Origin of the sequence: Bacillus sp. MM09(2025), from assembly GCF_050496725.1 — a bacterium.
GTDB classification, from domain to species: Bacteria; Bacillota; Bacilli; order Bacillales; family Bacillaceae; genus Bacillus; species Bacillus pumilus.
Map to the genome: position 1 here is coordinate 2454976 of NZ_JBNWEN010000004.1, position 22556 is coordinate 2477531.

At 42.0% G+C, this 22556-nt stretch carries 21 protein-coding genes and 1 riboswitch; of the genes, 13 read left to right on the top strand and 8 right to left on the bottom strand.

The features are described 5' to 3' along the window. Positions 1–181 precede the first annotated feature (181 nt). The 4 genes from ACQYAC_RS18585 to ACQYAC_RS18600 all read right to left on the bottom strand — a co-directional run bounded on the left by ACQYAC_RS18585 (position 182) and on the right by ACQYAC_RS18600 (position 7188). Positions 182–1039 carry a GNAT family N-acetyltransferase gene (locus ACQYAC_RS18585; RefSeq protein WP_429943867.1) on the bottom strand — a complete coding sequence of 286 codons (858 nt, stop codon included), beginning with the start codon at positions 1037–1039 and terminating at the stop codon, positions 182–184. 125 nt (positions 1040–1164) lie between these two features. Beyond that, positions 1165–4593, bottom strand: coding sequence for a methionine synthase (gene metH, locus ACQYAC_RS18590; protein ID WP_429943868.1), 3429 nt, complete (start codon positions 4591–4593; stop codon positions 1165–1167). Continuing rightward, a complete protein-coding gene (locus tag ACQYAC_RS18595) occupies positions 4577–6418 on the bottom strand; it encodes a bifunctional homocysteine S-methyltransferase/methylenetetrahydrofolate reductase (RefSeq protein ID WP_429943869.1) in 1842 nt (613 codons plus the stop codon). Before ACQYAC_RS18595 ends, metH begins: the two co-directional genes overlap by 17 nt. 78 nt (positions 6419–6496) lie before the next feature. Further along, a riboswitch (SAM riboswitch) is annotated at positions 6497–6615 on the bottom strand. Between the two features lie 81 nt (positions 6616–6696). Beyond that, the gene (locus ACQYAC_RS18600) at positions 6697–7188 is read right to left on the bottom strand and encodes a YajQ family cyclic di-GMP-binding protein (protein WP_003211707.1); all 492 of its coding nucleotides are present in this window, start codon (positions 7186–7188) and stop codon (positions 6697–6699) included. Between the two features lie 237 nt (positions 7189–7425). Here ACQYAC_RS18600 and ACQYAC_RS18605 point away from each other — a divergent pair, with 237 nt between their 5' ends. From ACQYAC_RS18605 to ACQYAC_RS18615, 3 genes are all read left to right on the top strand, one after another. Further along, on the top strand, positions 7426–8274 hold the full coding sequence (locus tag ACQYAC_RS18605) for a CvfB family protein (RefSeq protein ID WP_061407339.1): 849 nt from the start codon (positions 7426–7428) through the stop codon (positions 8272–8274). 231 nt (positions 8275–8505) lie between these two features. Further along, positions 8506–9483: a BMP family lipoprotein gene (locus ACQYAC_RS18610; RefSeq protein WP_429943870.1), complete on the top strand. Its 978-nt coding sequence runs from the start codon at positions 8506–8508 to the stop codon at positions 9481–9483. Then, positions 9480–11129, top strand: a complete 1650-nt coding sequence (locus ACQYAC_RS18615; RefSeq protein WP_429943871.1) for a methyl-accepting chemotaxis protein — start codon at positions 9480–9482, stop codon at positions 11127–11129. Before ACQYAC_RS18610 ends, ACQYAC_RS18615 begins: the two co-directional genes overlap by 4 nt. Before the next feature lie 48 nt (positions 11130–11177). On the opposite strand, the gene ACQYAC_RS18620 is transcribed toward ACQYAC_RS18615, so the two are convergent. Next, positions 11178–12035 (bottom strand): DegV family protein, encoded by an 858-nt coding sequence (locus ACQYAC_RS18620; protein WP_061407345.1) that lies wholly within the window; start codon positions 12033–12035, stop codon positions 11178–11180. 140 nt (positions 12036–12175) lie between these two features. On the opposite strand from ACQYAC_RS18620, the gene ACQYAC_RS18625 reads away from it, so the two are divergent. Beyond that, positions 12176–13018, top strand: coding sequence for a YitT family protein (locus ACQYAC_RS18625; RefSeq protein ID WP_003211320.1), 843 nt, complete (start codon positions 12176–12178; stop codon positions 13016–13018). Between the two features lie 14 nt (positions 13019–13032). Further along, positions 13033–13488, top strand: a complete 456-nt coding sequence (locus tag ACQYAC_RS18630; RefSeq protein WP_058014326.1) for a BsuPI-related putative proteinase inhibitor — start codon at positions 13033–13035, stop codon at positions 13486–13488. A gap of 59 nt (positions 13489–13547) precedes the next feature. On the opposite strand, the gene ACQYAC_RS18635 is transcribed toward ACQYAC_RS18630, so the two are convergent. From ACQYAC_RS18635 to ACQYAC_RS18645, 3 genes are all read right to left on the bottom strand, one after another. Then, entirely contained in the window at positions 13548–13739 is a 192-nt protein-coding gene (locus tag ACQYAC_RS18635) for a DUF3813 domain-containing protein (RefSeq protein WP_024425070.1), read from the bottom strand. Beyond that, entirely contained in the window at positions 13736–13885 is a 150-nt protein-coding gene (locus ACQYAC_RS18640) for a hypothetical protein (protein ID WP_058014325.1), read from the bottom strand. The genes ACQYAC_RS18635 and ACQYAC_RS18640 overlap by 4 nt, the downstream gene beginning before the upstream one ends. A gap of 88 nt (positions 13886–13973) precedes the next feature. After that, positions 13974–14786: a Cof-type HAD-IIB family hydrolase gene (locus tag ACQYAC_RS18645; RefSeq protein ID WP_117729925.1), complete on the bottom strand. Its 813-nt coding sequence runs from the start codon at positions 14784–14786 to the stop codon at positions 13974–13976. A gap of 136 nt (positions 14787–14922) precedes the next feature. Here ACQYAC_RS18645 and ACQYAC_RS18650 point away from each other — a divergent pair, with 136 nt between their 5' ends. The 8 genes from ACQYAC_RS18650 (at position 14923) to ACQYAC_RS18685 (ending at position 22530) form a co-directional block, all read left to right on the top strand. Continuing rightward, positions 14923–15708, top strand: coding sequence for an alpha/beta fold hydrolase (locus ACQYAC_RS18650; RefSeq protein ID WP_429943872.1), 786 nt, complete (start codon positions 14923–14925; stop codon positions 15706–15708). A 45-nt stretch (positions 15709–15753) separates the two neighbouring features. After that, positions 15754–16062 carry a metal-sulfur cluster assembly factor gene (locus tag ACQYAC_RS18655; protein WP_003211530.1) on the top strand — a complete coding sequence of 103 codons (309 nt, stop codon included), beginning with the start codon at positions 15754–15756 and terminating at the stop codon, positions 16060–16062. Between the two features lie 122 nt (positions 16063–16184). Then, complete coding sequence (locus ACQYAC_RS18660; protein ID WP_339165479.1) at positions 16185–17630, top strand: FAD-binding oxidoreductase; 1446 nt, start codon at positions 16185–16187, stop codon at positions 17628–17630. Next, positions 17627–18175, top strand: a complete 549-nt coding sequence (locus ACQYAC_RS18665) for an MFS transporter (RefSeq protein ID WP_012009539.1) — start codon at positions 17627–17629, stop codon at positions 18173–18175. Before ACQYAC_RS18660 ends, ACQYAC_RS18665 begins: the two co-directional genes overlap by 4 nt. 137 nt (positions 18176–18312) lie before the next feature. Beyond that, the gene (gene argC / locus ACQYAC_RS18670; RefSeq protein ID WP_429943873.1) at positions 18313–19350 is read left to right on the top strand and encodes an N-acetyl-gamma-glutamyl-phosphate reductase; all 1038 of its coding nucleotides are present in this window, start codon (positions 18313–18315) and stop codon (positions 19348–19350) included. A 20-nt stretch (positions 19351–19370) separates the two neighbouring features. Continuing rightward, positions 19371–20591 carry a bifunctional ornithine acetyltransferase/N-acetylglutamate synthase gene (gene argJ / locus ACQYAC_RS18675; protein WP_339165482.1) on the top strand — a complete coding sequence of 407 codons (1221 nt, stop codon included), beginning with the start codon at positions 19371–19373 and terminating at the stop codon, positions 20589–20591. A gap of 14 nt (positions 20592–20605) precedes the next feature. Further along, a complete protein-coding gene (gene argB, locus ACQYAC_RS18680) occupies positions 20606–21382 on the top strand; it encodes an acetylglutamate kinase (RefSeq protein WP_058014320.1) in 777 nt (258 codons plus the stop codon). Then, positions 21379–22530: an acetylornithine transaminase gene (locus tag ACQYAC_RS18685; RefSeq protein ID WP_429943874.1), complete on the top strand. Its 1152-nt coding sequence runs from the start codon at positions 21379–21381 to the stop codon at positions 22528–22530. The genes argB and ACQYAC_RS18685 overlap by 4 nt, the downstream gene beginning before the upstream one ends. Positions 22531–22556 lie beyond the last annotated feature (26 nt).

Consider the following 22556-nt stretch of genomic DNA (forward strand, 5'->3'; position numbering starts at 1 on the left):
CAGTCCTGTGCGCTGGTGCTCACGAATTGCAAATTCGCTCCGCACCAGTGCTCGGCCTTCCTAGACTTCAAAGGTTTTCAATCACGCTGAAAAGAAGACAAAGGGCTAAAATAAAGATCATTTTAGCCCTTTGTCAACAATCTGAAGCTGTAGACATCAAGTGTCTACAGCTTTTTATATATTACGAAAATGCTTGAGAGGCAAGGAAATAAAGAAGGGCGGGATCGTTCAGCTTTTCTTTTCCGCGAATCATCATAAAATGAGCTTTGTTTGTTTTCGTAAAACCTGCTTCAACAAGTGATTCATGGAGGCGCTCAGCTGTTTCTTCCTGCATATCTAAACGAATCGGACCCGAATAAGACGAAATGAGCGAACGAACCAGCGAGAGAGCTGTAAGTTCATCATTTGCAGCAAGCGGTCCAATCATTAAATTGGCAGGTGTTTCAACGCCGAACGCAAAGCCAGTTGTTTCGTGATGTTCATTCTTTGCAATGATACGCTGCGCTGCCCGGTTCATCCGGTTTTTTAAAAAGCTTGATCGATTTGTGCCTGCGGCTTTTTCATCTAGTGCTTCAATACACGGAAGGTGCGATTCATCGGCAGGAGACAGGTAAATGTCATCTGACACACGAAGCGCTTCTTGGTTCGGGTTTTGTGCTTTGTAAGTCGTAATGTAACCAGCCGTGTGAAACCCGATTTTTTCGTAAACAGGCCGCCCCTGAACAGTCGCGGTTAAAAAGACAGGAATGCTTTGATCACATTGATCTAGCAGAGTGTCAATCATTTTCCTTGCAAGACCTAAGCCGCGATGTGTCCTAGATACAATGACGGCACCAATTGAAGCCATTCGATCATATTGGAAAAGTCCTGCACATGAGATGACTTGTCCATCCGCCGTTGAAAAACCTGTGAAATATCCATTTGTTAAAAGAGATGTGAGCTCTTCCGCATTGTAATCAGGCCAGTCTACCTCTTGAGACAATGCGACAAGATCTGGTATGTCATCGAGTGTTAATGCTCGTTGAACAACGTTTGTCATGACATGCAACTCCTTCTTAGCTGAATTCATCTATGTGTATCGTACCATAAGAAGGTATACTGTAAAAATTGAAGTTTATCTAATCTTCCCATCAAAAAAGGACCTCCAATTTCGGAGGTCCTGCATTAATGAACATTAAAATATCGAGCTTCAGGATGAGAAACGACGATCGCTGAAACAGATGCTTCAGGTTCCATCATAAATCCTTCTGTCAGATGGATGCCGATTTTTTCAGGCTGAAGCAGCTTGAACAGCTTTTCTTGGTCTTCAAGATTTGGGCATGCGGGATAACCAAAGGAATAGCGCTGCCCTTGATATTTCGCTTGGAATCGTTTTTCCATTGTGAAATCGACTGGGTCAGGGAAGCCCCATTTGTCACGAATCACTTGGTGGGTTCTTTCGGCTAACCCTTCTGCAAGCTCAAGCGCCAGAGCTTGAACCGCATGCATTTTTAAATAATCTCCTTCTTGCTTAAATTGCTGCGCGACTTCACGTATACGCGCTCCGGCTGTGACGGCAAATAAGGCAATATAATCTTTCTCCTTTTCACCGCTTCCCCGCACATAATCAGAAATGGAGCGGTATGGAAGCTTCTCCTGTCTTGGAAATTGGAACGTTTCAATGATACGGTCAGGCGCTTTGGGATCATAAATATGCAGATCATTTCCGTTAGAACTGGCAGGATAAAATTGATAGACAAATGCAGGCGCAAACCAGTTTTTCTCTCTGCCTTCGTTTAGAAGATCTGTGACAAGCTGCTTTAATTCCAATGCTTTTGGATGCTGTTCGGCCAACAGCTTTTTCACCTTTCCTTTTAATCCAAGGTGGTGACCAATGAGCATTTGTTCATTGACATAGGGCATAATGTGATGCAGATCGATGTCTCTTACATAATGACGTGCCGTATTTTCTGGTGTAAAAATAGGTGCCTCAGGGAGTGCCGCACGTTTTTCTAGTAATTCAATGACAGCTTGTGGCTGCTTTGTTTCTTTCTCTTTGACAGGTGCCAAAGGCTCTTCATCTGGCTTTATTTGAAACTGAAGAGGATTTGCTTTTAACTCATTGGCTAAAGATAAGCCGTCCATCGCATCTTTTGCGTAAAGGACCGGTCCGTCATAATGAGGCGAAATCTTCATTTTCGTAAATTTCCGAGAAAGTGCAGCACCGCCGACCAAAATGGGCACTGAAATATTCGCCTTTTGTAAATCCTGAGCGGTGAGGACCATTTGCTGGGCTGACTTCACGAGTAATCCTGATAATCCAATCATATCTGGCTTTTCTTTTTGCACAGCTTCGATCAATGTTTGCGGTGTCACCTTGATTCCGAGGTCGACCACTTGAAAGCCGTTATTACTCAAAATGATGTCGACAAGGTTTTTCCCAATATCATGGACATCTCCTTTTACAGTGGCAAGTAGAATTTTACCTTTCCCGCTTGCATGCTGCTTTTCCATATATTGTTCGAGATACGATACAGAAGCCTTCATGACCTCTGCCGATTGAAGCACTTCCGCCACAATCAGTTCGTTTTGATTAAAAAGACGACCAACCTCAGCCATTCCCTGCATTAACGGACCATTGATGATATGAAGTGGTGATTCAAATTGCTGTAGAGCAAGGGATAAATCATCGATAAGACCTTCTTTTGTTCCTTCGACGACATAGAGTGCCAGCCTTTCATCAAGCGATAAGGAGATCTTTGGTTTTTTCTCCGTTTTCTTTTTGCCGCGGTAAAATTGGGTGAATTCAGCAAGGGTTTGATCATTTGTTTCATAGAGCAACGTTTCAGCGAGCTTGATTTCTTCCTTTGGAATAGAAGCGAAGCGTTCAAGCTTTTCTGTATTCACAATGGCGTAGTCAAGTCCTGCTTGGACGCAGTGATACAAGTAGACAGCATTCAAGATTTCTCTCCCAAGAGGCGGGAGTCCAAAAGACACGTTGCTGATGCCTAAAATCGTCAGACACTCAGGCAGGTTTTCCTTGATCATTTTGATGCCTTTGATCGTTTCTTCGGCAGCGCCAATATACTGCTCGTCTCCAGTCCCCACTGGAAAGACAAGTGGATCAAAAATGATGTCACTTGCGGGAATGCCATATTTCTTCGTTAATAGATCATGAGAGCGTACCGCAATCTCTAGCTTTCGTTCTGCTGTTACAGCCATCCCTGTTTCATCGATCGTGCCAACAACAAGTGCACCACCGTACAGCTTCACAAGTGGAAGAATTTCTTCAAAGCGTTCTTCGCCATCCTCAAGGTTAATAGAATTGATGATGGCTTTCCCTTGGGAATATGTGAGCGCCTTTTCGATCACGTGTTTATCCGTTGAATCAATGACAAAAGGGGCTTTGACTTTTTTCATAGCCTCTTGTAAAAAACCTTCCATGTCTGCCGCCTCATCGCGGTCTGGATCAGCAAGACACACATCAATCACGTGAGCACCGTTTTTTACCTGTGCACGAGCAACTTCTGATGCTTCTTCAAACTTTTGTTCCGCAATGAGTCGTTTGAATTTGCGTGAACCAATCACGTTGGTCCGTTCTCCTACAAAAAGAGGTCGCATTGATTCCTCATATAGTAGGGGCTCAATTCCTGATACAGTATGCTGAGACGATTCATGCGTGATGTGACGCGGCTGAATCGTGCGAATTTCATCTGACAATGCTTGTATATGTGCAGGTGTTGTTCCGCAGCAGCCGCCAACAATATTTAACCAGCCTTCCTTGGCAAAGGCGGAAATTTTTTTAGCAAGTGAAGCTGGGGATTCATGATATTGACCTTCTTCATCTGGGAGACCAGCATTTGGATAGCAGCTAACCGCTGACTTGGCGATGGAGGATAGCGTGCGGATATGGTCTGTCATAAATTCAGGACCTGTCGCACAGTTTAGACCGACACTCATCGGTTTCATATGCTCAAGAGAAATATAAAAGGCTTCAATATCCTGACCAGCAAGGGTCGTGCCCATCGGTTCAATCGTACCTGATACCATGAGAGGCAGCTCAATACCTGTCTGCTTGAAGGCTTCCTGAATGCCTTTGAAACCAGCTTTTACATTCAGCATGTCTTGACTTGTTTCTAAAAGAAGGGCATCACATTTGCCATCAATCAGGGCGCGTGCTTGCTCTTCATAGTTTCTGACGAGCTCATCGAAGGTTGTGCCGCCTGTCACAGATAATGTTTTCGTAGTGGGACCCATCGCACCTACAACAAATCGAGGCTGCTCCGGCGTGGAGAAACGGTCAGCTTCTTCCTTTGCCAGCTGGGCAGCCCGTACATTGAGTTCATAAGCAAGGTGGCCAAGCCCGTATTCGTCAAGGACGAGCTTTGTAGCCCCGAACGTATTTGTTTCAATAAGATCGGCGCTTGCCTCAAGGTATTCTCTATGAATCGCGCGGATGGTGTGAGGGGCTGTCACATTCAAATACTCGTTACAGCCCTCATACTCCTCGCCGCCAAAGTCTTCTGCTGTGAGATTGGCATTTTGAATCATGGTCCCAATTGCACCATCAAGGACGAGGATGCGTTTCTTCAGCTGTTCAGTGATAGTTGACATGGATGTTTGACTCCTTTTCTTTCTGATGAATGTAGGTGGTTAGTTCTGCTGTTAAGTCTGATCGAAGGAAAGGAGTAATTAAATAAATGCCATTAAACAATTCACAGGCTGTATCTAATAAAGAGCGGGCAATCGCTAAGCCTTCTGCTCGCTGCTTTTCTTTATCCTCACCAGCCCTCGCCATAATGTCACGAATGGAATCAGATAATTTGATGCCTGGAATTTCATGATGAATAAACTCCGCATTTCGACTGCTTGTTAACGGCATAATGCCAATATAAATCGGTTTATCTAAATGACGGCTCTCCTCATGAATTTTCACAAGCTGTTCCTCAGAATAAACAGGCTGTGAAATAAAATAATCAGCACCGTATTCGATTTTTTTCTCAAGACGTTTGACCGCTTTATCAATGTGACGAACATTCGGATTAAACGCGCCAGCTACTGAAAAATTGGTCTTTTTGCCAAGCGGTTTCCCTGAGAAAGAAAGGCCTTCGTTAAACTGCTTAATCAGCCGGATCAAATCAAAGGAGGTTAAATCATAAACCGACGTTGCACCTGGGAAATCCCCAATCTTAGAAGGGTCGCCTGTAATGGCTAAAATATCAGTTAAACCAAGGGTGTCAAGACCCATCAAATGGGACTGAAGCCCAATCAAATTACGATCACGGCATGTGATATGGACGAGTGAGCGCATATCAAGCTGCTGTTTCAATAATGCCCCGCAAGCCACATTGCTAATGCGCGGGGTTGCAAGAGAATTATCAGCTAATGTCAAGGCATCAATGCCTGCATTCTTTAACTCATTTGCCGCGACGAGAAATTTTTCGAAGTTCAGCTTCTTCGGCGGATCAAGCTCTACAATAATCGTCCGTTTTTTCGTAGCGAGCTCATCAAGACCTGGTTCAGTCCGCTGATCTTGAATCGAAATGATTTCTTCTTTTAAAACTTTCACTTCTTTTTCAGTGATCGGTGCTAAATCCTTGACCGCTTCAGCCATTGCTTGAATATGCTGAGGCGTTGTTCCGCAGCAGCCGCCGATAATACGTGCGCCTTGATTTCTAAATTCAAGTGCACTTTTTCGGAAATAATCGTTATCTGTATCATAGACGAGTCTGCCTTCTTCAAGAGAGGGAAGACTGCTGTTAGGATAGACTGATAAATGGGAATTTTCTAAAATTGGAACGCCTTCGAGTGCCTGAATCATATGATAAGGGCCCAGCCGGCAGTTGATGCCAACGACGTCTGCACCAAGAGAAGACAATTCAGATAAACCATCCTTGAGCGGTGTTCCATCCTGCAACACACCTTGTTCATGCATGGAGACGTTCATGACAATTGGGAGAGTCGTTTCTTTACGTGCAATTTGGAGAACGGCCTTCGCTTCTTCCATGTCATAATACGTTTCTAGCAATAATCCATCAGTTTGCTCGTTTAATAGAATGTATAGCTGCTCTCTAAAGCTTCGTTTAATTTCTTCAATCGTGTAGGCATTTTTGTTAAACGTTCGAATACCGCCGATCGTTCCAAGGACATAAGCGGAGCCTGCGGCTGCTTTTGCGATTTGTACCGCCTTTGTATTGATACGCTTTGTTTCTTCCTCTAACCCGTAGCGGGATAGTTTAATATAATTTGCGCCGTACGTATTTGTTTGAATGATGTCTGCACCAGCCTGCACATATGCTTCGTGCACGCGCTTTACCTCATCTTCTTTCGATAAATTTAATTCTTCAAAGCAGCGGTCAATGCCGTAAGAGTATAAAAGTGTTCCCATTGCACCGTCAGCAATCAGTACGCGGTTTTGTAAGTCTTGTAATAGGCCCATTGGTTTCCTCCTTATTTCTATGTAACAAAAAAAGCCTTCTGATAAGAAGAAGACTTTTTGGCTGTATCGTTATTCTTCTTCTTATCTTCCAAGCAGTTGCTTGCTGGATTTAGCACCTTGGTCATAGAAAATATTTTTCTACTACACCGGTTGCTGAGGCTTCACAGGGCCAGTCCCTCTGCCTCTCTTGATAAGAAAGCGATATGAACATGTCAATGAATTGAACTTCCATCCACTGTATCGAAAAAATCGGAAATAATCAATGGAAAATTTGAAATTTATCGAAAATTTATAAATTGAACGTCAATCGGTAAATCTGCCTTGCGCATAAGAGAGATAACCTCTTGTAAATCATCTTTATTTTTCCCTGTTACACGCACTTGGTCATCTTGAAATTGTGACTTCACTTTGATGCCAGATTGCTTAATGAGTGCATTGATCTTTTTAGCGTTGTCTTGATCAATTCCGCTGATCAGCTTCGCGCGCTGGCGCACTGTTCCGCCAAGGGCATGCTCAGTTTTTCCGTAGTCGATGTTTTTAGTTGGAACGTTTCGTTTAATCAGCTTTGACACAAGTACATCTTTTAGCTGTTCCAGCTTGAAGTCATCATCAGAGATGAGAACGAGCTCTTCTTTTTCAAGAGAAATATCACTTTTACTTCCTTTAAAATCATAACGGTTTTTAATTTCCTTGAGTGCTGCTTGAACGGCGTTTTGCACCTCTGGCAGTTCCACCTTCGATACAATGTCAAATGAGCTTTCTTTTGCCATAACACATGACCTCCATGTATAGATATTGCGTCTATTTTATCATGCAACGTGGGGAAGAAGAAACTTTATCGAAGAGACGAGTCAAAGAGTTCTGCCAGTAGCGGTATAAATCGTGTTCGGTTTGTCCACTTTAGCTAACAGAACTAGAGATGTTCATGTGAGGAGAAGTATAGTAGAATAAAGTGAATCAAAAGATGAACGAACGCTCTTTTAAGAGCAGATAGGAAGGAAGAGAACATGAGACCAGGTGAGCAACTGACCTTGCAAATAGAGAACGAGATGGAATATGGTTACTTTTTGACAGATGGTGAAGATTCGGTCCTCTTGCACCGCAGTGAAATGACAGAAGATATTGGTGACCAGGATGAAGTAGAGGTCTACTTATACGTAGATCATGAAGAAAGACTAGCTGCGACGATGAAAATACCTTCAATCAATGCGCATACATATGGCTGGGTAGAAGTCGTAGACGTCGTAGAAGACATGGGTGCATTTGTGGATGTCGGGCTTTCAAAGGATGCACTTGTTGCAACAGAACATCTACCGCCTTTTGAGGAAGCATGGCCGAAAAAAGGAGACAAACTTTATTGTATGCTGAAAGTCACAAGCTACGGCAGAATGTTCGCAAAGCCAGCCACTGAAGATGTGATCAGTGAATTGTTTACTGAGGCACCTGAAACCTTAATGAACAAAGAAATCACTGGAACGATTTACCGCTTAATTGCGACAGGCTCGTTTATGCTGACAGATACAGGCGTGCGAGGGTTTATCCACCGTACGGAACGAAAGGAAGAACCAAGATTAGGATCGACCGTGACAGGACGCGTCATTGCAGTGAAAGAGGATGGAACTGTAAACGTGTCTCTGCTTCCTAGAAAACAGGAAGCGTTATCTGTCGATGCAGAAGAAATTTTAACCTATATGAGAACGAGAAATGGCGCTATGCCTTATGGAGACAAAAGTGATCCAGAAGACATCCGCGAACGATTCCAAATGAGCAAGGCAGCCTTTAAACGAGCATTAGGTCATTTGATGAAAAACGGCCTAGTCTACCAAAAAGAGGGCTGGACATACGAGAAAAAATGAGCAGCGTGAAAGAGAACTCTAACCTCATGGGTTTTCACATCACACTGAAATGAAGAAAAAGGGATAAAATCATCATGATTTTATCCCTTTTTTTATATTTGTTATAAATAATGGTTTTTTTCAGTGAAAAAAGTCATAAAAAATCTGGAAAACCTTCACATAATCATTGAAACAACGCCTCTCAAATCCGATAAGAAAGGAGTAAGGATGATAAAAGGAGTGTGTGTTTGGATGAAAGTGAAAATTTCATTACTTCTGTTGGTAGCCATGCTTATGGTGTTAGCTGCATGCAGCAATCAACAAGGGAAACCACCAGCATCAAATGCGAAGCATATTGGCGTTATGCTCACAGATGATGGCCTTGGTGATCAATCATTTAACGATTCGTCATTTAAAGGATTAGAAAAAGCACGTGATGACCTAGGAATTGAATTTGATTATAGAGAAATTGCAGAAACCGATACATATGAAAAAGGGCTGACCGAGCTCGTAAAAGCTGGTAATGACCTCGTCATCGGGGTAGGCTTTAGTATGCAAGAAGACTTAGAAAAAGTCGCAAAGAAATATCCGAAGAAGCAGTTCTTGCTCATTGATGCTGTATCTGAGCTAAAAAACGTAACCTCCGTGACGTTTAAAGAAGAGCAGGGCAGCTATTTAGCAGGCGCACTTGCTGCGATGACAACAAAAAGTGATGTCATTGGATTTGTTGGCGGTGTCGATGCGGATGTGATTCATCGTTTTGAAAAGGGGTTCCAAAAAGGCGCCAAATCAGTGAACCCGAAAATTAAGATCTTATCCACCTATGCCAATACGTTTAGTGATGCGGGCAAAGGCAGTAAAATAGCCAAAGACATGATCAAAAAGAAAGCAGATGTTTTATATGCCGCAGCAGGCTATACAGGTGTTGGTGTATTAAAAGAAGCACAATCAGAGGGCAAGTATGCCATTGGTGTAGATAGTGATCAGTACTACACCGCTGAAAAAACGGTGATTTCGTCCATGGTAAAAAATGTCGACGAAGTGGTCTATCAATTCAGCGAACAGCTCGTCAAGAGCAACAAAATCAAAAATGGGCATGTTATTTACGACTTAAGCAATGACGGAATCGATATGGCAAGAATTCGGGTGCTGAAGAATGCTGAAGCATTGACCAAAAAAGTAAATGAACTGAAGCAGAAATTGCTAAAAGAAGAGGGGGACGCATCATGAGCTTGCGCATCAAAATTTTACTCAACTCACTCGTCTCACTTCTTTTAGCAGTTGGCGTCATCGCCTTTATCATAGTTAGTATGACAAAGATCCAATCATCAAATGAAACAGAAGTTCAAACCTTATTAAACGTTCAAAAAACAAAAGCAAGCTTTGAAAGTGTCGAACAAGCCATGACCAATTACTCAATGACACTGTCTGATGAACAGCTAGAAGTTGTTCAAACCGATATTTCTACAGCAAAAAAACAGCTGCAAACGTTAAACAAAAATGCAGGTAATATCAATAAAGATGCACTAACAAGGTTAAATGCAAAATATGATACGTGGACCAAGGAAGCGAATGGTGCCATTGGTGAAAAAAATGCATCAGATGCAAGACGGGTAGCAGCAAGAATTGATGGCGTCTTAAACGACGTGCATACAATGAATAAAAGAGCGGAAGAAGCGTATAAACAAAATCTAGAGAATACAGCGGATAATGTGCAATGGATCATCACAAGTGCACTCGTTGCAGCCTTTACACTGATCGTCATTGCTGTCTTTTTAAATATTGGATTAACAAGATCCATCGTGACACCAATTAAATCACTTTCCTACAGAGCGAAGCAGATCGCAGAAGGCAACCTTGCTGTCGAGCGGATGGACATTCAGCGTAAGGATGAAATCGGCGGCTTGAATGAATCCTTTAATCAAATGACAGATCAACTGATTAGTTTGATTAAAGAAATCAGTAATGTCTCAAGTCAAGTAGAGACATTCTCGATCCAGTTAGATGATGAAAACAAAAAGCTGATGGAATCTGCAAATCAAGTATCTGTCTCGACAGACGAGATGGCAAATGGGTCACAAGCCATTTCAGAGGATCTCCAGCATGGCGTCAGCTTGATTGAAAAGATGGATCAGCATGGACGTAAAAATTCCGAACGTTCACAAACAGTCATCCAAAGTACAGAGGATGCGATAGAAGCAGTAGAAAGTGGAAAGCACACGTTAACAGAAACCAAAACGGCGATTGAAAAAAACACACATGCCACAAGACAAATCGAACAGTCGGCAGGAGAATTCACTCAATATGCCAGCGGGATCTCGGCTATGGCCAAAACAGTTTCTGACATTGCGGATCAGACAAACTTACTTTCGCTAAATGCGGCGATCGAAGCGGCAAGAGCAGGTGAGGCTGGAAAAGGCTTTGCCGTTGTCGCAGATGAAATTCGTAAGCTTGCCGACGAATCATCTAACGCTACAAGACAAATCTTTGATATGGTCAGTCATATTGAAAGAGGCATTCAATCCATTAGTCAAACTGTCAAAGAAGGAGTCAAACTTTCACTTCAACAGCAGGATGCGATGGACAAAACCTCACACTCCTTTGAAGATATAGAAACAAAAGCGCAGCACATTAAACAAGAAATGGCGGTCTTAAATGACCAAATTGTTCAATCAACAGAGCTTGGCGGACAAGTGCTCAACTCGATTGAAAATATTAGTGCGGTTGTAGAAGAAACAGCAGCTGGCAGTGAAGAAATTTCTGCCTCTGCCAATGAACAGCTGCAATCATTCCATCAAATGAACAAACAAGTAGAAGAACTTATGAGCATGACGGCAAGGTTAAATGAAACCGTCCATCGTTTTAAACTTTCATAAGTCATAAGAAAAGCACCCTTCCCGTGATGTGTCAGGGAAGGGTGCTTTTTATGATGGTTTGCCTGTAAAGAAGATGGCAAGCGTGCCTGGGCCTGAATGGGACCCAACAGCTGCGCCGACAATCTGAATATCAATTTCTTTTGGATGAAATTCGGCTTCAATCAATTCTCTCATGTCTTCTGCAAGTGCAGGATCATCACCATGACTAATGCCAACAGTTTGATTTGACCAATCCGTTCCACGTTCTTTCATCAGTTCAATAATGCGTTTCAACAGCTTTTTACGTCCGCGGATTTTCTCAAGGGGGATGAGCTTTCCGTCCTCGACGTGTAAAATGGGCTTAATACTCAATAAACCACCAACAAATGCGGACGCTTTACTGATTCTTCCGCCTCTTGCTAAATACGATAAATCGTCTACAGTAAAAATATGTTGTAAAGATTCGCAAAAATGCTTTACAGACGTTTCAATTTCTTGTATTGTATTTCCGTCAATGGCAAGTGATTGAGCGTGTTTGACAGCAAGCCCATAGCCGAGTGAAGCACATTTAGAATCAATGATTCGTAAATCAAAATCAGGGTATTCTTCCTTCACTTCGTTTGCCATCATCACAGCCGTTTGGTATGTACCGGAAAGCTCTGATGAAAAGGCAACATAGATTGCAGATGTATGGTTTTGTGCGAGAGAAACAAAGGCTTCTTTGATTCGGTTTGGTGAAGCTTGTGACGTTTTTGGGCTGGCGCCTTGTCTCATCGCATCAAATACTTGTTTTGGTTCAATGGTGATCAAATCTTCAAATTCCTCTTCGCCAAGCAATACACGGAGCGGAATAAGCGTCATGTTATGTTCATCATAATAAGAAAGAGGCAGATCAGCAGCACTGTCTGCTATGATATGAACAGTCATCAAAATCCCTTCTTTCTAAAAAAATCAGCCATATTTTGCAACTTTTTAGCCTAACTATATCACAGAAATCACTTTTTCGTGTTCAAATTCTAAATTTTAGGGAAAACCATAGAGAGAATGGTAAGTGGAGGAATGACAATATGTTCATCGGAGAAGCAAAAAAGCTCATTGTCGTCGTCATTGGTGCACTGCTCAATGCGATTGGACTGAATTTATTCTTAATCCCAGCTGATGTATACGCGAGCGGGTTTACAGGGGTAGCCCAGCTGTTATCCAGCTTAATGGATCAATATGCCCCATTTTATGTATCCACAGGAATTCTATTATTTATTTTAAATATTCCAGTCGGCATTTTAGGCTGGATGAAAGTGGGCCGTTCCTTTACGTTTTACAGCATTATCAGTGTTGCCCTGACGACCATTTTCCTCGGCATCTTACCAGAAACGAGTGTTTCACATGATATTTTACTAAATGCTGTGTTTGGCGGCGTGATATCTGCAGTAGGGATTGGGATCACGCTCAAATTTGGGGCATCGACAGGCGGACTCGACATCATAGCCATGATCTTGGCGAAGTGGAAGGATAAACCAGTCGGTACGTATTTCTTCATTTTAAATGGTATCATCATTTTTACAGCAGGATTATTACAAGGTTGGGAGAAAGCATTATATACCCTTGTCACATTATATGTGACCACAAGGGTCATTGATGCCATCCATACAAGACATGAGAAGCTGACCGCGATGATTGTGACAAAGAAGGCTGATGAAATCAAGGAAGCCATTTATGGAAAAATGGTCAGAGGCATTACGACGGTACCTGCAAAGGGGGCTTTTACCAACGAGCCAAAAGAAATGATGGTGATCGTCATTACAAGGTATGAGCTGTATGAACTTGAACAAATTATTAAAGAAGTCGATCCAAAAGCTTTTACAAATATTGTGCAAACAACTAATATTCTTGGATTTTTCAGACGAGATTAAAAGGTGGGTAGCGTATGAAAAAAGGGTTGGTGCTTCTTCTCGTTGTATTGATTTTAACCGCTTGTGGACAACAAAAAAAGGATGAACCAGACAAGGAGGTATCCGGTCAAATGGGAGAAAAAACGGTTGTACTCACAGTAGACCCCGTCCAGAAAGGTTCTTCGGTTCAATTTAACATGTCACTGAAAAATGAATCAGATCGAGATATTGAATTTACCTTTAACACAAGCCAAAAATTCGAGCTCAGTGTGTATGACGAAAACGGAAATGAACAATACCGCTATTCAAAAGACCGTATGTTCACTCAGGCCATCCAATCATTTGTGCTAAAGAAAGGCGAAGCCTATGATTTTCAAGATACGTGGTCAAATGGTGTCAAGCCGGGAACGTATGAAGCGGTCGTCACATTTAAAGGAAAAGCAGAAGGGCTGAAGCAAATCACGGAAAAGAAAACATTCCAAGTGAAATAATTGCTTTCAGCTTCATGAGAATCAGAAAAAGCTGTCCTTAATGGACAGCTTCTTTTATGTTAGAGATCATCCAGCAAGTCTTGGAAGGTGTGTAGCTGGTTTCTTTCTGCATCTGTCGAATTGGCAAATGCAGAAGATACGGCATTTTTGGCTCGTTTGACCGCCTGTTGACGCTCTAACCCAGATGAAAATGAAGAAGTAAGGGCTTCTTCAGTAAATGATTTGGCTTGATCAAAAAGTTCGTTTCTCACAATGAACCTCCAGAAGCATCAGTCTTCATATTTTCTTTGTCTGACACTTCTTCAAGTGTAGAACGATAAGGAAAACGTGCATCATGCAGACTGACTGAATCTTTACCTTGTTGTATAAAGCGTTTCGATTTGCTTCTTTTACCCATTCGGAATCCGCCCCTTTACACAAGCTGACAGGACAACCTGTCTAACGGTAGTATGCCCGCTTCCATCTGCTATGTATGAATGGAAAAATTAAAGCGAGAAGTAATTCGTTAGAAACTTTGCAATCCCATCTTGTTCATTCGTATCAGTGACTTCATTTGAGACACGTTTCACGGCATCAATTCCGTTGCCCATTGCCACACCGCATCCGGCAAATTCAAGCATTTCTAAATCATTGTCTTCATCTCCGAATGCCACAATCCGTTCCTGTGGAACGCCGTAATAATCACTGATCTTTTGCAGTCCAACGGCCTTGTTCATGCCTGTTTTAATGATCTCAATCACGTGCCACGGGGCAGCCCATCGCCTATGATCAATCACTTCTGCATGAACATCTGATAAATAGCTTCGAATAGCTCCAACGTCCTCTTCTTTTGCGTGAATTAACACGCTCGTCACATTCTCTCCAAGGTTGTCCCGAAGGTCTCCAACAGTCACTTTATTTGCATTCATATTAAATATATCAATGAGTTTCTCATCATGATAATGGAAATACAAATCGTCTAACACTTCAGCTAGCACATTGTGTACTTTATACTCCTCACTAATGTCTACAAGCTGTTTAACGACTTGAAGATCAAGTGACGTATGAAATCTGCCCCATTTTTCATCAAGAGGATGATGGACAAACGCTCCATTAAAATTCACAATGGGTGAATCAAGCTGTAATTGCTGATAATAAGGAGAGCTGGAACGAAATGGCCGGCCGGTTGAAATACAGACATGATGCCCGCTGTCTTTCACTTTTTGAATGACGTCAAGTGTATGCGCAGAGATGGTTTTATCATCTTTTAATAACGTGCCATCCAGGTCAAGTGCGATTAGATAAGGTTTAGTCTCCATAAAATCTCCTTTGATCTGTAAGTGATAGGAGGCAGTTCGTGCGGCGCCTCTACCTATAGTGTATCTTTATCACATCTTTGTTGTCTACATGTTAAAATAAACAAAGACGGGAATGATAAAGGAGGATTCATAGGCTGTGATCACCATTGATGAGCAAACTAAACACGATATTCCATTTTTACATATCGTAAAAGCTGAAAATAAAGACAAACCGCTGCCGCTTGTATTTTTTATACACGGATTTACAAGTGCACGCGAGCACAATTTACACTTCGCCTTTCATTTGGCGGAAAAAGGCATGAGAGTCATTTTGCCTGACTGTGCTTATCATGGTGTAAGATCAGAAAACCTCAGCTTAGAGGAACTGGCGTCAAGGTTCTGGGAAATTGTCCTGAACGAAATACGTGAAATCGATATACTCAAAACATACTTTCAAGAAAAACATTTGATTGAAGCCGATCTGATCGGTGTTGCAGGTACTTCCATGGGCGGCATCACGACCTTTGGTGCACTCGCAAAACATGATTGGATTAAAGCGGCAGTCAGCTTGATGGGCAGTCCGAAATATACGACATTCCTACAAGCACAAATTATGGACATGCGGCACAAAGGGTTGATGAAAGAGATTACAGACGAAGAGGTTCATCAGCAATTAGACGCGCTGCGTCCTTATGATTTAACGCTGCAAACAGATCGATTAAACAAAAGACCGCTGTTATTCTGGCATGCAGAAAACGATCCAGTTGTCCCTTACAGACATGCAAAAGCTCTTTATGACGAGTTGGCAGCAACCCAATATAAAGAAGATCCACACCTGATTCGTTTTATCACAGATGGACGGGCTGGCCATAAGGTCTCAAGACAAGCAATGTTTGAAACGATTGAGTGGTTTGTGACACATCTGAAAAGCACAAACGTTTAGTCAAAAGAAAAAGTACGTTATACTAATGGAAAAGGAGTGGATATCATGGATGAAGCATTGAAAGAAAATATTTTAGGCGCCCTAGAACAGGTGATTGACCCTGAACTGAATGTCGACATCGTCAACCTTGGACTTGTCTATGATGTCGATCTTGATGAGAATGGAAAAGCGGATATCACGATGACCTTAACATCAATGGGGTGTCCCCTTGCACCAGTTATCGTGGATGAAGTGAAAAAAGCATTAAGTGATCTTCCAGAAGTGAAAGAAACAGAAGTTCACATCGTATGGAATCCGCCTTGGACACGAGACAAAATGTCAAGATACGCAAAAATTGCACTCGGTATTCAATAAGCACAAATAAAAATGCCTGGTATGAGTTGAACTCATGCCAGGCATTTTTTATGAAAAAATAAGGTGGAGGAAGAGAATAGTACGATATAATGGGTGTAATTTCATAGAACGGAGTACCTATAATGAAACGAAAATGGTTATGGATTGTTCTTTTCATGGGATACGCAGCTGCATTTTTTGCGTCAATCACCATTCGTGAGGAGCAAGCACACAAAAGCCAAGATCTAGAAGCCTTTACAGATGTCAGTCATCTCATGCCTGTCAAAATAAAAAAAATCGTTCAAGGAAAAGAAATAGATACTTTAAAAGAAGTATTAAAAGAAGCGAAAGCAAAAAGCCTGCCGATATCAATTGCAGGGAAACAGCATAGCATGGGTGGCCACACGTATTATGAAAATGGCATCGTGCTCGATATGACCAAATTCCGTCAGATTTTAGCATTTGATGAAAAAAAGAAAACGATTAGGGTCCAAAGCGGCGTTACATGGGATGATATACAAACATATGTGAACCCATATGGCCTTGCCGTGAAGGTCATGCAATCACAGAATATCTTCACGATTGGCGGTTCTCTCAGTGCAAACGCACATGGACGTGACATTCGCTACGGCTCACTCATAGACACAGTTCGTTCCTTCAGGCTGCTTCAGGCAGATGGGGACATCGTTACAGTGAAGCCGGGCGATGATTTGTTTACTGCCGTGATTGGCGGATATGGTTTGTTCGGCGTCATTTTAGATGTTGAGCTTTCGTTAACGAAAGATGAGTTATACAAAATGGAGACAACCTCTCTTGATTATCGCGAATACAGCAATTATTTTCAAAAACATGTCAAACAAAATAAAGAAGTACGCATGCATCTTGCCAGAATCTCAACAGCGAAAACAAACTTTTTGAAAGAGATGTATGTAACGAATTATTCCCTCACTTCACAACAAGAGATCGAATCATATCAAGAGCTGAAAGAGGATCAACTCGTCATGCCACTCAAATTTATGCTCGGCCTTTCAAGAAGATTTGATATGGGGAAAGATCTACTCTGGCATTTACAAAAGAAGTATTTCCAAAGTCAAAATGATCAGCTGATCACAAGAAACAATGTGATGCGCTCAGATTCTGCTTTTTTAGAATATGAAAATGAGTCAGATACAGATGTGCTTCAGGAATATTTCGTCCCAGTGGACCGCTTTCGTGCGTACATTGATGACATGAGAAGCTATTTACAACAGGAAGAATTGAATTTAATGAACATTACGATACGATACGTACAAAAAAATGAAAAAGCGGATCTCTCATATGCGAAAGAAGATATGTTTGCCCTTGTTCTTTTAGTGAATTATGGTTTTGAGAAAGAAAAGAAGGCAGAAGCAGAGCGGATCATCCGGCAAATGACAGATATCACGCTTCGGCACCATGGAAGCTATTACTTACCGTACATGCCTTATCAAACGAAAGCGCAAATGAAGCGGGCCTATCCTAAAACCGATGTATTCTTCCAAAAGAAACAGCAAGCAGATCCAGATGGCAGATTTATCAATTACTTTTATGAAAGGTACAATACACAATGAATGCAAAAGCAATGAAATGGTTCGTTTACTCACAAAGCCTGCTGTTTTTCGCCAGCAGTTTGATTTTCCCTTTTTACATTCTTTTTATTAAAAATGTTGGTTCAAGCTATTCACAGTTTGGTCTTGCCTATGGCTTGTTTGGTTTAAGCGGAGCGTTTATTCATTTACTCTTAGGAAAACTGCCCGAAACTACTGACAGGCGGCTCTTTTTAATTATTCATTCGTTCGGTATGGCATTTCTTTTACTGCTATTTCCGCATATAACAGAAGTGGAGCAGGTGTATATGATTCAGCTTGCACTTGGTGCGCTTGGCGGCTTTCAAAAGCACGGGGAAAAACTGCTTGTCACGGAACTGACAACAGAGAACAAAAGAATGAAAGAGGTCGGCCGCTATCATTTTTGGACAGCTCTTTTTTCATCGATAGCCATTATGCTTGGCGGCCTGTTTGCAGATTTCTTTACCGTTTATTTCATTTTTTATGCAAGCTCCATATTATATTTATGCAGTGCTCTCATAGTCATCATGATGAAATATGAAAGATAAATCCGCATGTCTCATGAAGATATGTGGATTTTTTTATGAAAAAAAATGAAAAGAAATATTAAATATACAATTGAATTAATTTTTATACATGTTATAATGTTAAATAATTTCACAAAGATCAAGAGGGTGTATTGACGTTGAAAATAGGTATTATAGGTGCTACGGGATACGGTGGTGCGGAATTAGTTCGTATCTTCAAGCAGCATCCACATGTCGATGAATGTATATTGTATTCATCGAGTGGTGATGGACAATTATACAGTCAATCTTATCCGCATCTAACAACGATTACTGATCAAACATTAAAAGCCATTGATCCTGCTGCCATTGTGCGAGAAACAGATGCTGTGTTTTTAGCGACACCAGCAGGCGTATCAAGTGAACTCACACCGAAGCTCATGAACCAAGGAGTGCCTATCATTGATTTATCAGGTGATTTGCGTATTCAAGACGGTGCAACCTATGAAGCTTGGTATAAACGAAGTGCAGCTGATCAAGCATCTGTTCAACAAGCTGTGTATGGGTTATCGGAATTGAATCGTGAAACGATTGAGCAGGCTGAAGTCATTGCAAACCCAGGGTGCTTCCCTACCGCAGTTCTTCTCGGTTTAGCACCGCTGATGAAACAGAATCTAATCGATGAATCTATGATCATTATAGATGCAAAAACAGGAGTGTCCGGTGCAGGACGATCTGCCTCACTTGGAACGCATTTTTCAGAGCTAAACGACAACTTCAAAATTTATAAGGTAAATGAACATCAACATACACCTGAAATAGAGCAAATATTAAGAGAATGGAATCCGCAAACGGCGAACATTACATTTTCAACGCACCTTGTTCCGATGACAAGGGGGATTATGGCGACGATGTATACTCAGCTGAATTCAGATATCACAAAAGAGGAATTGATGAAGCATATGAAAGGCTTTTATGAAGATTCCTATTTTGTCAGAGTGAGAGATCACGAAGTATATCCGCAAACAAGGGAAGTATACGGCAGTAATTTCTGTGACATTGGCTTTCATTTAGATGAACGTACAGGCAGACTCACAATTGTGTCTGTGATCGACAATCTCATGAAGGGCGCAGCCGGTCAAGCGGTTCAAAACTTCAACATCATCAAAGGCTTAGATGAAGAGGCGGGCCTCACAATGACACCTCTCTATCCATAAGAACAAGGGAGACAACAAACATGATCGAATTGAATGAAAAAAGCATTGTTAAAATAGACGGTGACGTATCATCACCAAAAGGCTTTGAAGCAAAGGGGATTCATATTGGATTACGTTATTCAAAAAAAGACCTTGGACTGATCGTCAGTGAAGTGCCGGCAGCGAGTGCAGCGGTATACACACAAAGCCACTTTCAAGCTGCGCCTCTACAAGTCACTCAGAAAAGCTTAAAAAAGACAGGGCAATTAAAAGGTGTCATTGTCAATAGTGCCATCGCCAATGCATGTACCGGTGAGCAAGGTTTGAAAGACGCATACGAAATGCAGGCAGCCTGCGCAGATATGTTAGGGGTAGAACCTGATTACATTGCTGTTTCTTCTACTGGTGTCATTGGAGAGTGTCTGGATATGGATAAAATCAAAAAAGGCATCACTCAGCTGAAAGAAGCAAAAGCAGGAAATGGTCATTTTGAAGAGGCCATCTTAACGACAGATACAGTCATTAAAAACACAACATACACCCTGACGATAAACGGCAAAGAGATTCTCATTTCAGGTGCAGCGAAAGGCTCTGGCATGATTCATCCGAACATGGCAACAATGCTTGGCTTCGTGACAACAGATGCAAATGTCGAACAAGAAGCTCTGCAAAACGCACTTCGTGATATTACAGATGTAACCTTTAATCAAATTACCGTCGACGGAGAAACATCGACAAACGATATGGTACTCGTGATGGCAAATGGCATGGCAGAAAATGAAATTCTAAATGAAGAGCATCCAGAATGGCCATTGTTCAAAGAAGGATTAAAGCTAGCTTGTGAGGATCTTGCCAAAGATATTGCTAGAGACGGAGAAGGTGCAACGAAATTAATTGAAGCGCAAGTCACTGGTGCTAAAAATCATTTAGAAGCCGGCATCATAGCGAAGAAAATCGTCGGTTCAAGTCTAGTGAAAACAGCCGTATATGGCACCGACGCCAACTGGGGGCGTATCATCGGAGCGATTGGCCATAGCGCAGCGTCAGTCACACCACAAGAGGTAGAAGTGTATTTAGGCGGGCAATGTCTGTTTAAACATAATGAACCGCAGCCATTCTCTGAAGAGGAAGCAAAAGCGTATCTAGAGCAGGATGAGATCACGATTTTAATTCAAATGAATGAGGGAAATGGTGAAGCAGCGGCATGGGGCTGTGACCTTACTTATGATTATGTGAAAATTAACGCGAGCTATCGCACATAATGAAGGAGATAGACATGGATAAAACGATCGTATTCAAGTGTGGCGGCAGTGTCATTCGAGAACTTTCAGATACCTTTTACGAAAATGTCCGCTCACTTCAAGCTGCTGGGTTTAAGCTGGCTATCGTCCATGGCGGAGGCCCTGAAATCACGAACATGCTTCAAAAATTAGAAGTGAAAACAGAATTTGTTGACGGGCAGCGCAAAACAACGAAGCCAGTATTAGAGGTAGCCGAAATGGTCCTTTCAGGAACGGTCAATAAATACTTTGTATCAGAGCTCGCAAAGCATGATATCTCATCTGTTGGCGTGTCTGGCAAAGATGGACGGATGCTTGTCGCTGATTTTCTTGATCAAGACGTGTACGGGTACGTTGGTGAAATCAAAGAAGTGCATCCAGAAATGGCAGAAGCATTAATGGAGAAACAATTTATTCCTGTGATTGCACCACTGTCTATGACAGAAGAATGCCAAACGTTAAACGTAAACGCTGATTTAGCAGCATCAGCTGTCGCAGGAGCGATGAAAGCTGATAAGCTCATGTTTGTGACAGATGTCGAAGGCATTTTAAAAAATGGTGAATTATTAGATGTTGTCACCGAACAAGAAGCTCTCACGCTCATTGATGAAGGCATTATTTCCGGGGGAATGATTCCAAAAGTACAATCCGCTTTGAATGCTCTATCAGGAGATGTGGATGAAGTCATGATCGTCAATGGCAAAGGCAGTATCTTTACAGGGGAAACCTTTAAAGGAACAAGAATTGTGAAGGAAAAGGAGGCGGTCCTGTGAGTCATCTCTTTCAAACATATGGACGGTGGAATATTGAAATTAAAGAGGCAGCAGGTTCTTGGGCAGTCGATACAAATGGGAAAAAATATTTAGACTTTATACAAGGCATAGCAGTCACAAATCTCGGTCACAATCACCCAAAGGTCAATCAAGCCATCAAGAAACAGCTTGATCACGTCTGGCATGTATCGAATCTATTTGAAAATGGACTGCAAGAAAAAGCAGCAGAAAAACTGGCTGCAAACAGTTCAGGGGATCTCGTGTTTTTCTGTAATAGCGGAGCTGAGGCAAATGAAGGTGCGATCAAATTAGCGCGTAAAGCAACAGTGAAAACAAACATCGTGACATTTTTGCACTCTTTTCATGGGCGTACGTATGCTGGTATGGCTGCTACAGGTCAAGATAAAATCAAAACGGGTTTTGGCCCCATGCTGGAAGGCTTTCATTATGTACCGTTTAATGATCCAGAAGCGATTGCCGCATGTGAAGTCGATAATGTGGCAGCGGTGATGCTCGAGGTTGTGCAAGGAGAAGGTGGCGTAAATCCAGCGACAACAGAATTTCTAGAAGCTGTTCAAGCGTTTTGCCAAAAGCATGAAGCACTTCTGATCGTAGATGAGATTCAAACGGGTATAGGACGTACAGGAACAGCATTTGCATACGAACAAACGGGACTTGATCCTGATATTATCTCTTCTGCAAAAGGATTAGGGAATGGCTTCCCAGTCGGTGCAATCATCGGGAAAAAGGCTTTAGGAGACGCATTCTCACCAGGTTCACACGGAACAACCTTCGGTGGCAACATGCTTGCCATGGCAGCAGTGAATGCAACACTCGATGTCATTTTCAAAGATGAGTTTCTGACAGAAGTGAAAGAAAAAGGCGCTTATCTGTTAGAAAAGCTGCAAGATCTGAAACAACTGAATATCGTAAAAGAAGTACGCGGAAAAGGATTGATGGCAGGGATTGAATGTCATCAGCCAGTGGGGGATTATATCACAGCTTTGAGAGAACAAGGATTGCTAGTACTTCCAGCTGGTCCGAATGTGATTCGGTTATTGCCTCCGCTGAATGTAGAAACAGCAGAAATAGATCAAGCAATAGAAGCGATTACTCATGTTTTAGCAAATGAAACAGTGACGGTATAAATTTTTTTACACCAAAACGCATAAAA

Bases quoted from the DNA above. Each gene is read 5' to 3' on its own strand.
- ACQYAC_RS18585 (WP_429943867.1), bottom strand. From the start codon at position 1,039: ATGACAAACGTTGTTCAACGAGCATTAACACTCGATGACATACCAGAT.
- metH (WP_429943868.1), bottom strand. From the start codon at position 4,593: ATGTCAACTATCACTGAACAGCTGAAGAAACGCATCCTCGTCCTTGAT.
- ACQYAC_RS18595 (WP_429943869.1), bottom strand. From the start codon at position 6,418: ATGGGCCTATTACAAGACTTACAAAACCGCGTACTGATTGCTGACGGT.
- ACQYAC_RS18600 (WP_003211707.1), bottom strand. From the start codon at position 7,188: ATGGCAAAAGAAAGCTCATTTGACATTGTATCGAAGGTGGAACTGCCA.
- ACQYAC_RS18605 (WP_061407339.1), top strand. From the start codon at position 7,426: ATGAGACCAGGTGAGCAACTGACCTTGCAAATAGAGAACGAGATGGAA.
- ACQYAC_RS18610 (WP_429943870.1), top strand. From the start codon at position 8,506: ATGAAAGTGAAAATTTCATTACTTCTGTTGGTAGCCATGCTTATGGTG.
- ACQYAC_RS18615 (WP_429943871.1), top strand. From the start codon at position 9,480: ATGAGCTTGCGCATCAAAATTTTACTCAACTCACTCGTCTCACTTCTT.
- ACQYAC_RS18620 (WP_061407345.1), bottom strand. From the start codon at position 12,035: ATGACTGTTCATATCATAGCAGACAGTGCTGCTGATCTGCCTCTTTCT.
- ACQYAC_RS18625 (WP_003211320.1), top strand. From the start codon at position 12,176: ATGTTCATCGGAGAAGCAAAAAAGCTCATTGTCGTCGTCATTGGTGCA.
- ACQYAC_RS18630 (WP_058014326.1), top strand. From the start codon at position 13,033: ATGAAAAAAGGGTTGGTGCTTCTTCTCGTTGTATTGATTTTAACCGCT.
- ACQYAC_RS18640 (WP_058014325.1), bottom strand. From the start codon at position 13,885: ATGGGTAAAAGAAGCAAATCGAAACGCTTTATACAACAAGGTAAAGAT.
- ACQYAC_RS18645 (WP_117729925.1), bottom strand. From the start codon at position 14,786: ATGGAGACTAAACCTTATCTAATCGCACTTGACCTGGATGGCACGTTA.
- ACQYAC_RS18655 (WP_003211530.1), top strand. From the start codon at position 15,754: ATGGATGAAGCATTGAAAGAAAATATTTTAGGCGCCCTAGAACAGGTG.
- ACQYAC_RS18660 (WP_339165479.1), top strand. From the start codon at position 16,185: ATGAAACGAAAATGGTTATGGATTGTTCTTTTCATGGGATACGCAGCT.
- ACQYAC_RS18665 (WP_012009539.1), top strand. From the start codon at position 17,627: ATGAATGCAAAAGCAATGAAATGGTTCGTTTACTCACAAAGCCTGCTG.
- argJ (WP_339165482.1), top strand. From the start codon at position 19,371: ATGATCGAATTGAATGAAAAAAGCATTGTTAAAATAGACGGTGACGTA.
- argB (WP_058014320.1), top strand. From the start codon at position 20,606: ATGGATAAAACGATCGTATTCAAGTGTGGCGGCAGTGTCATTCGAGAA.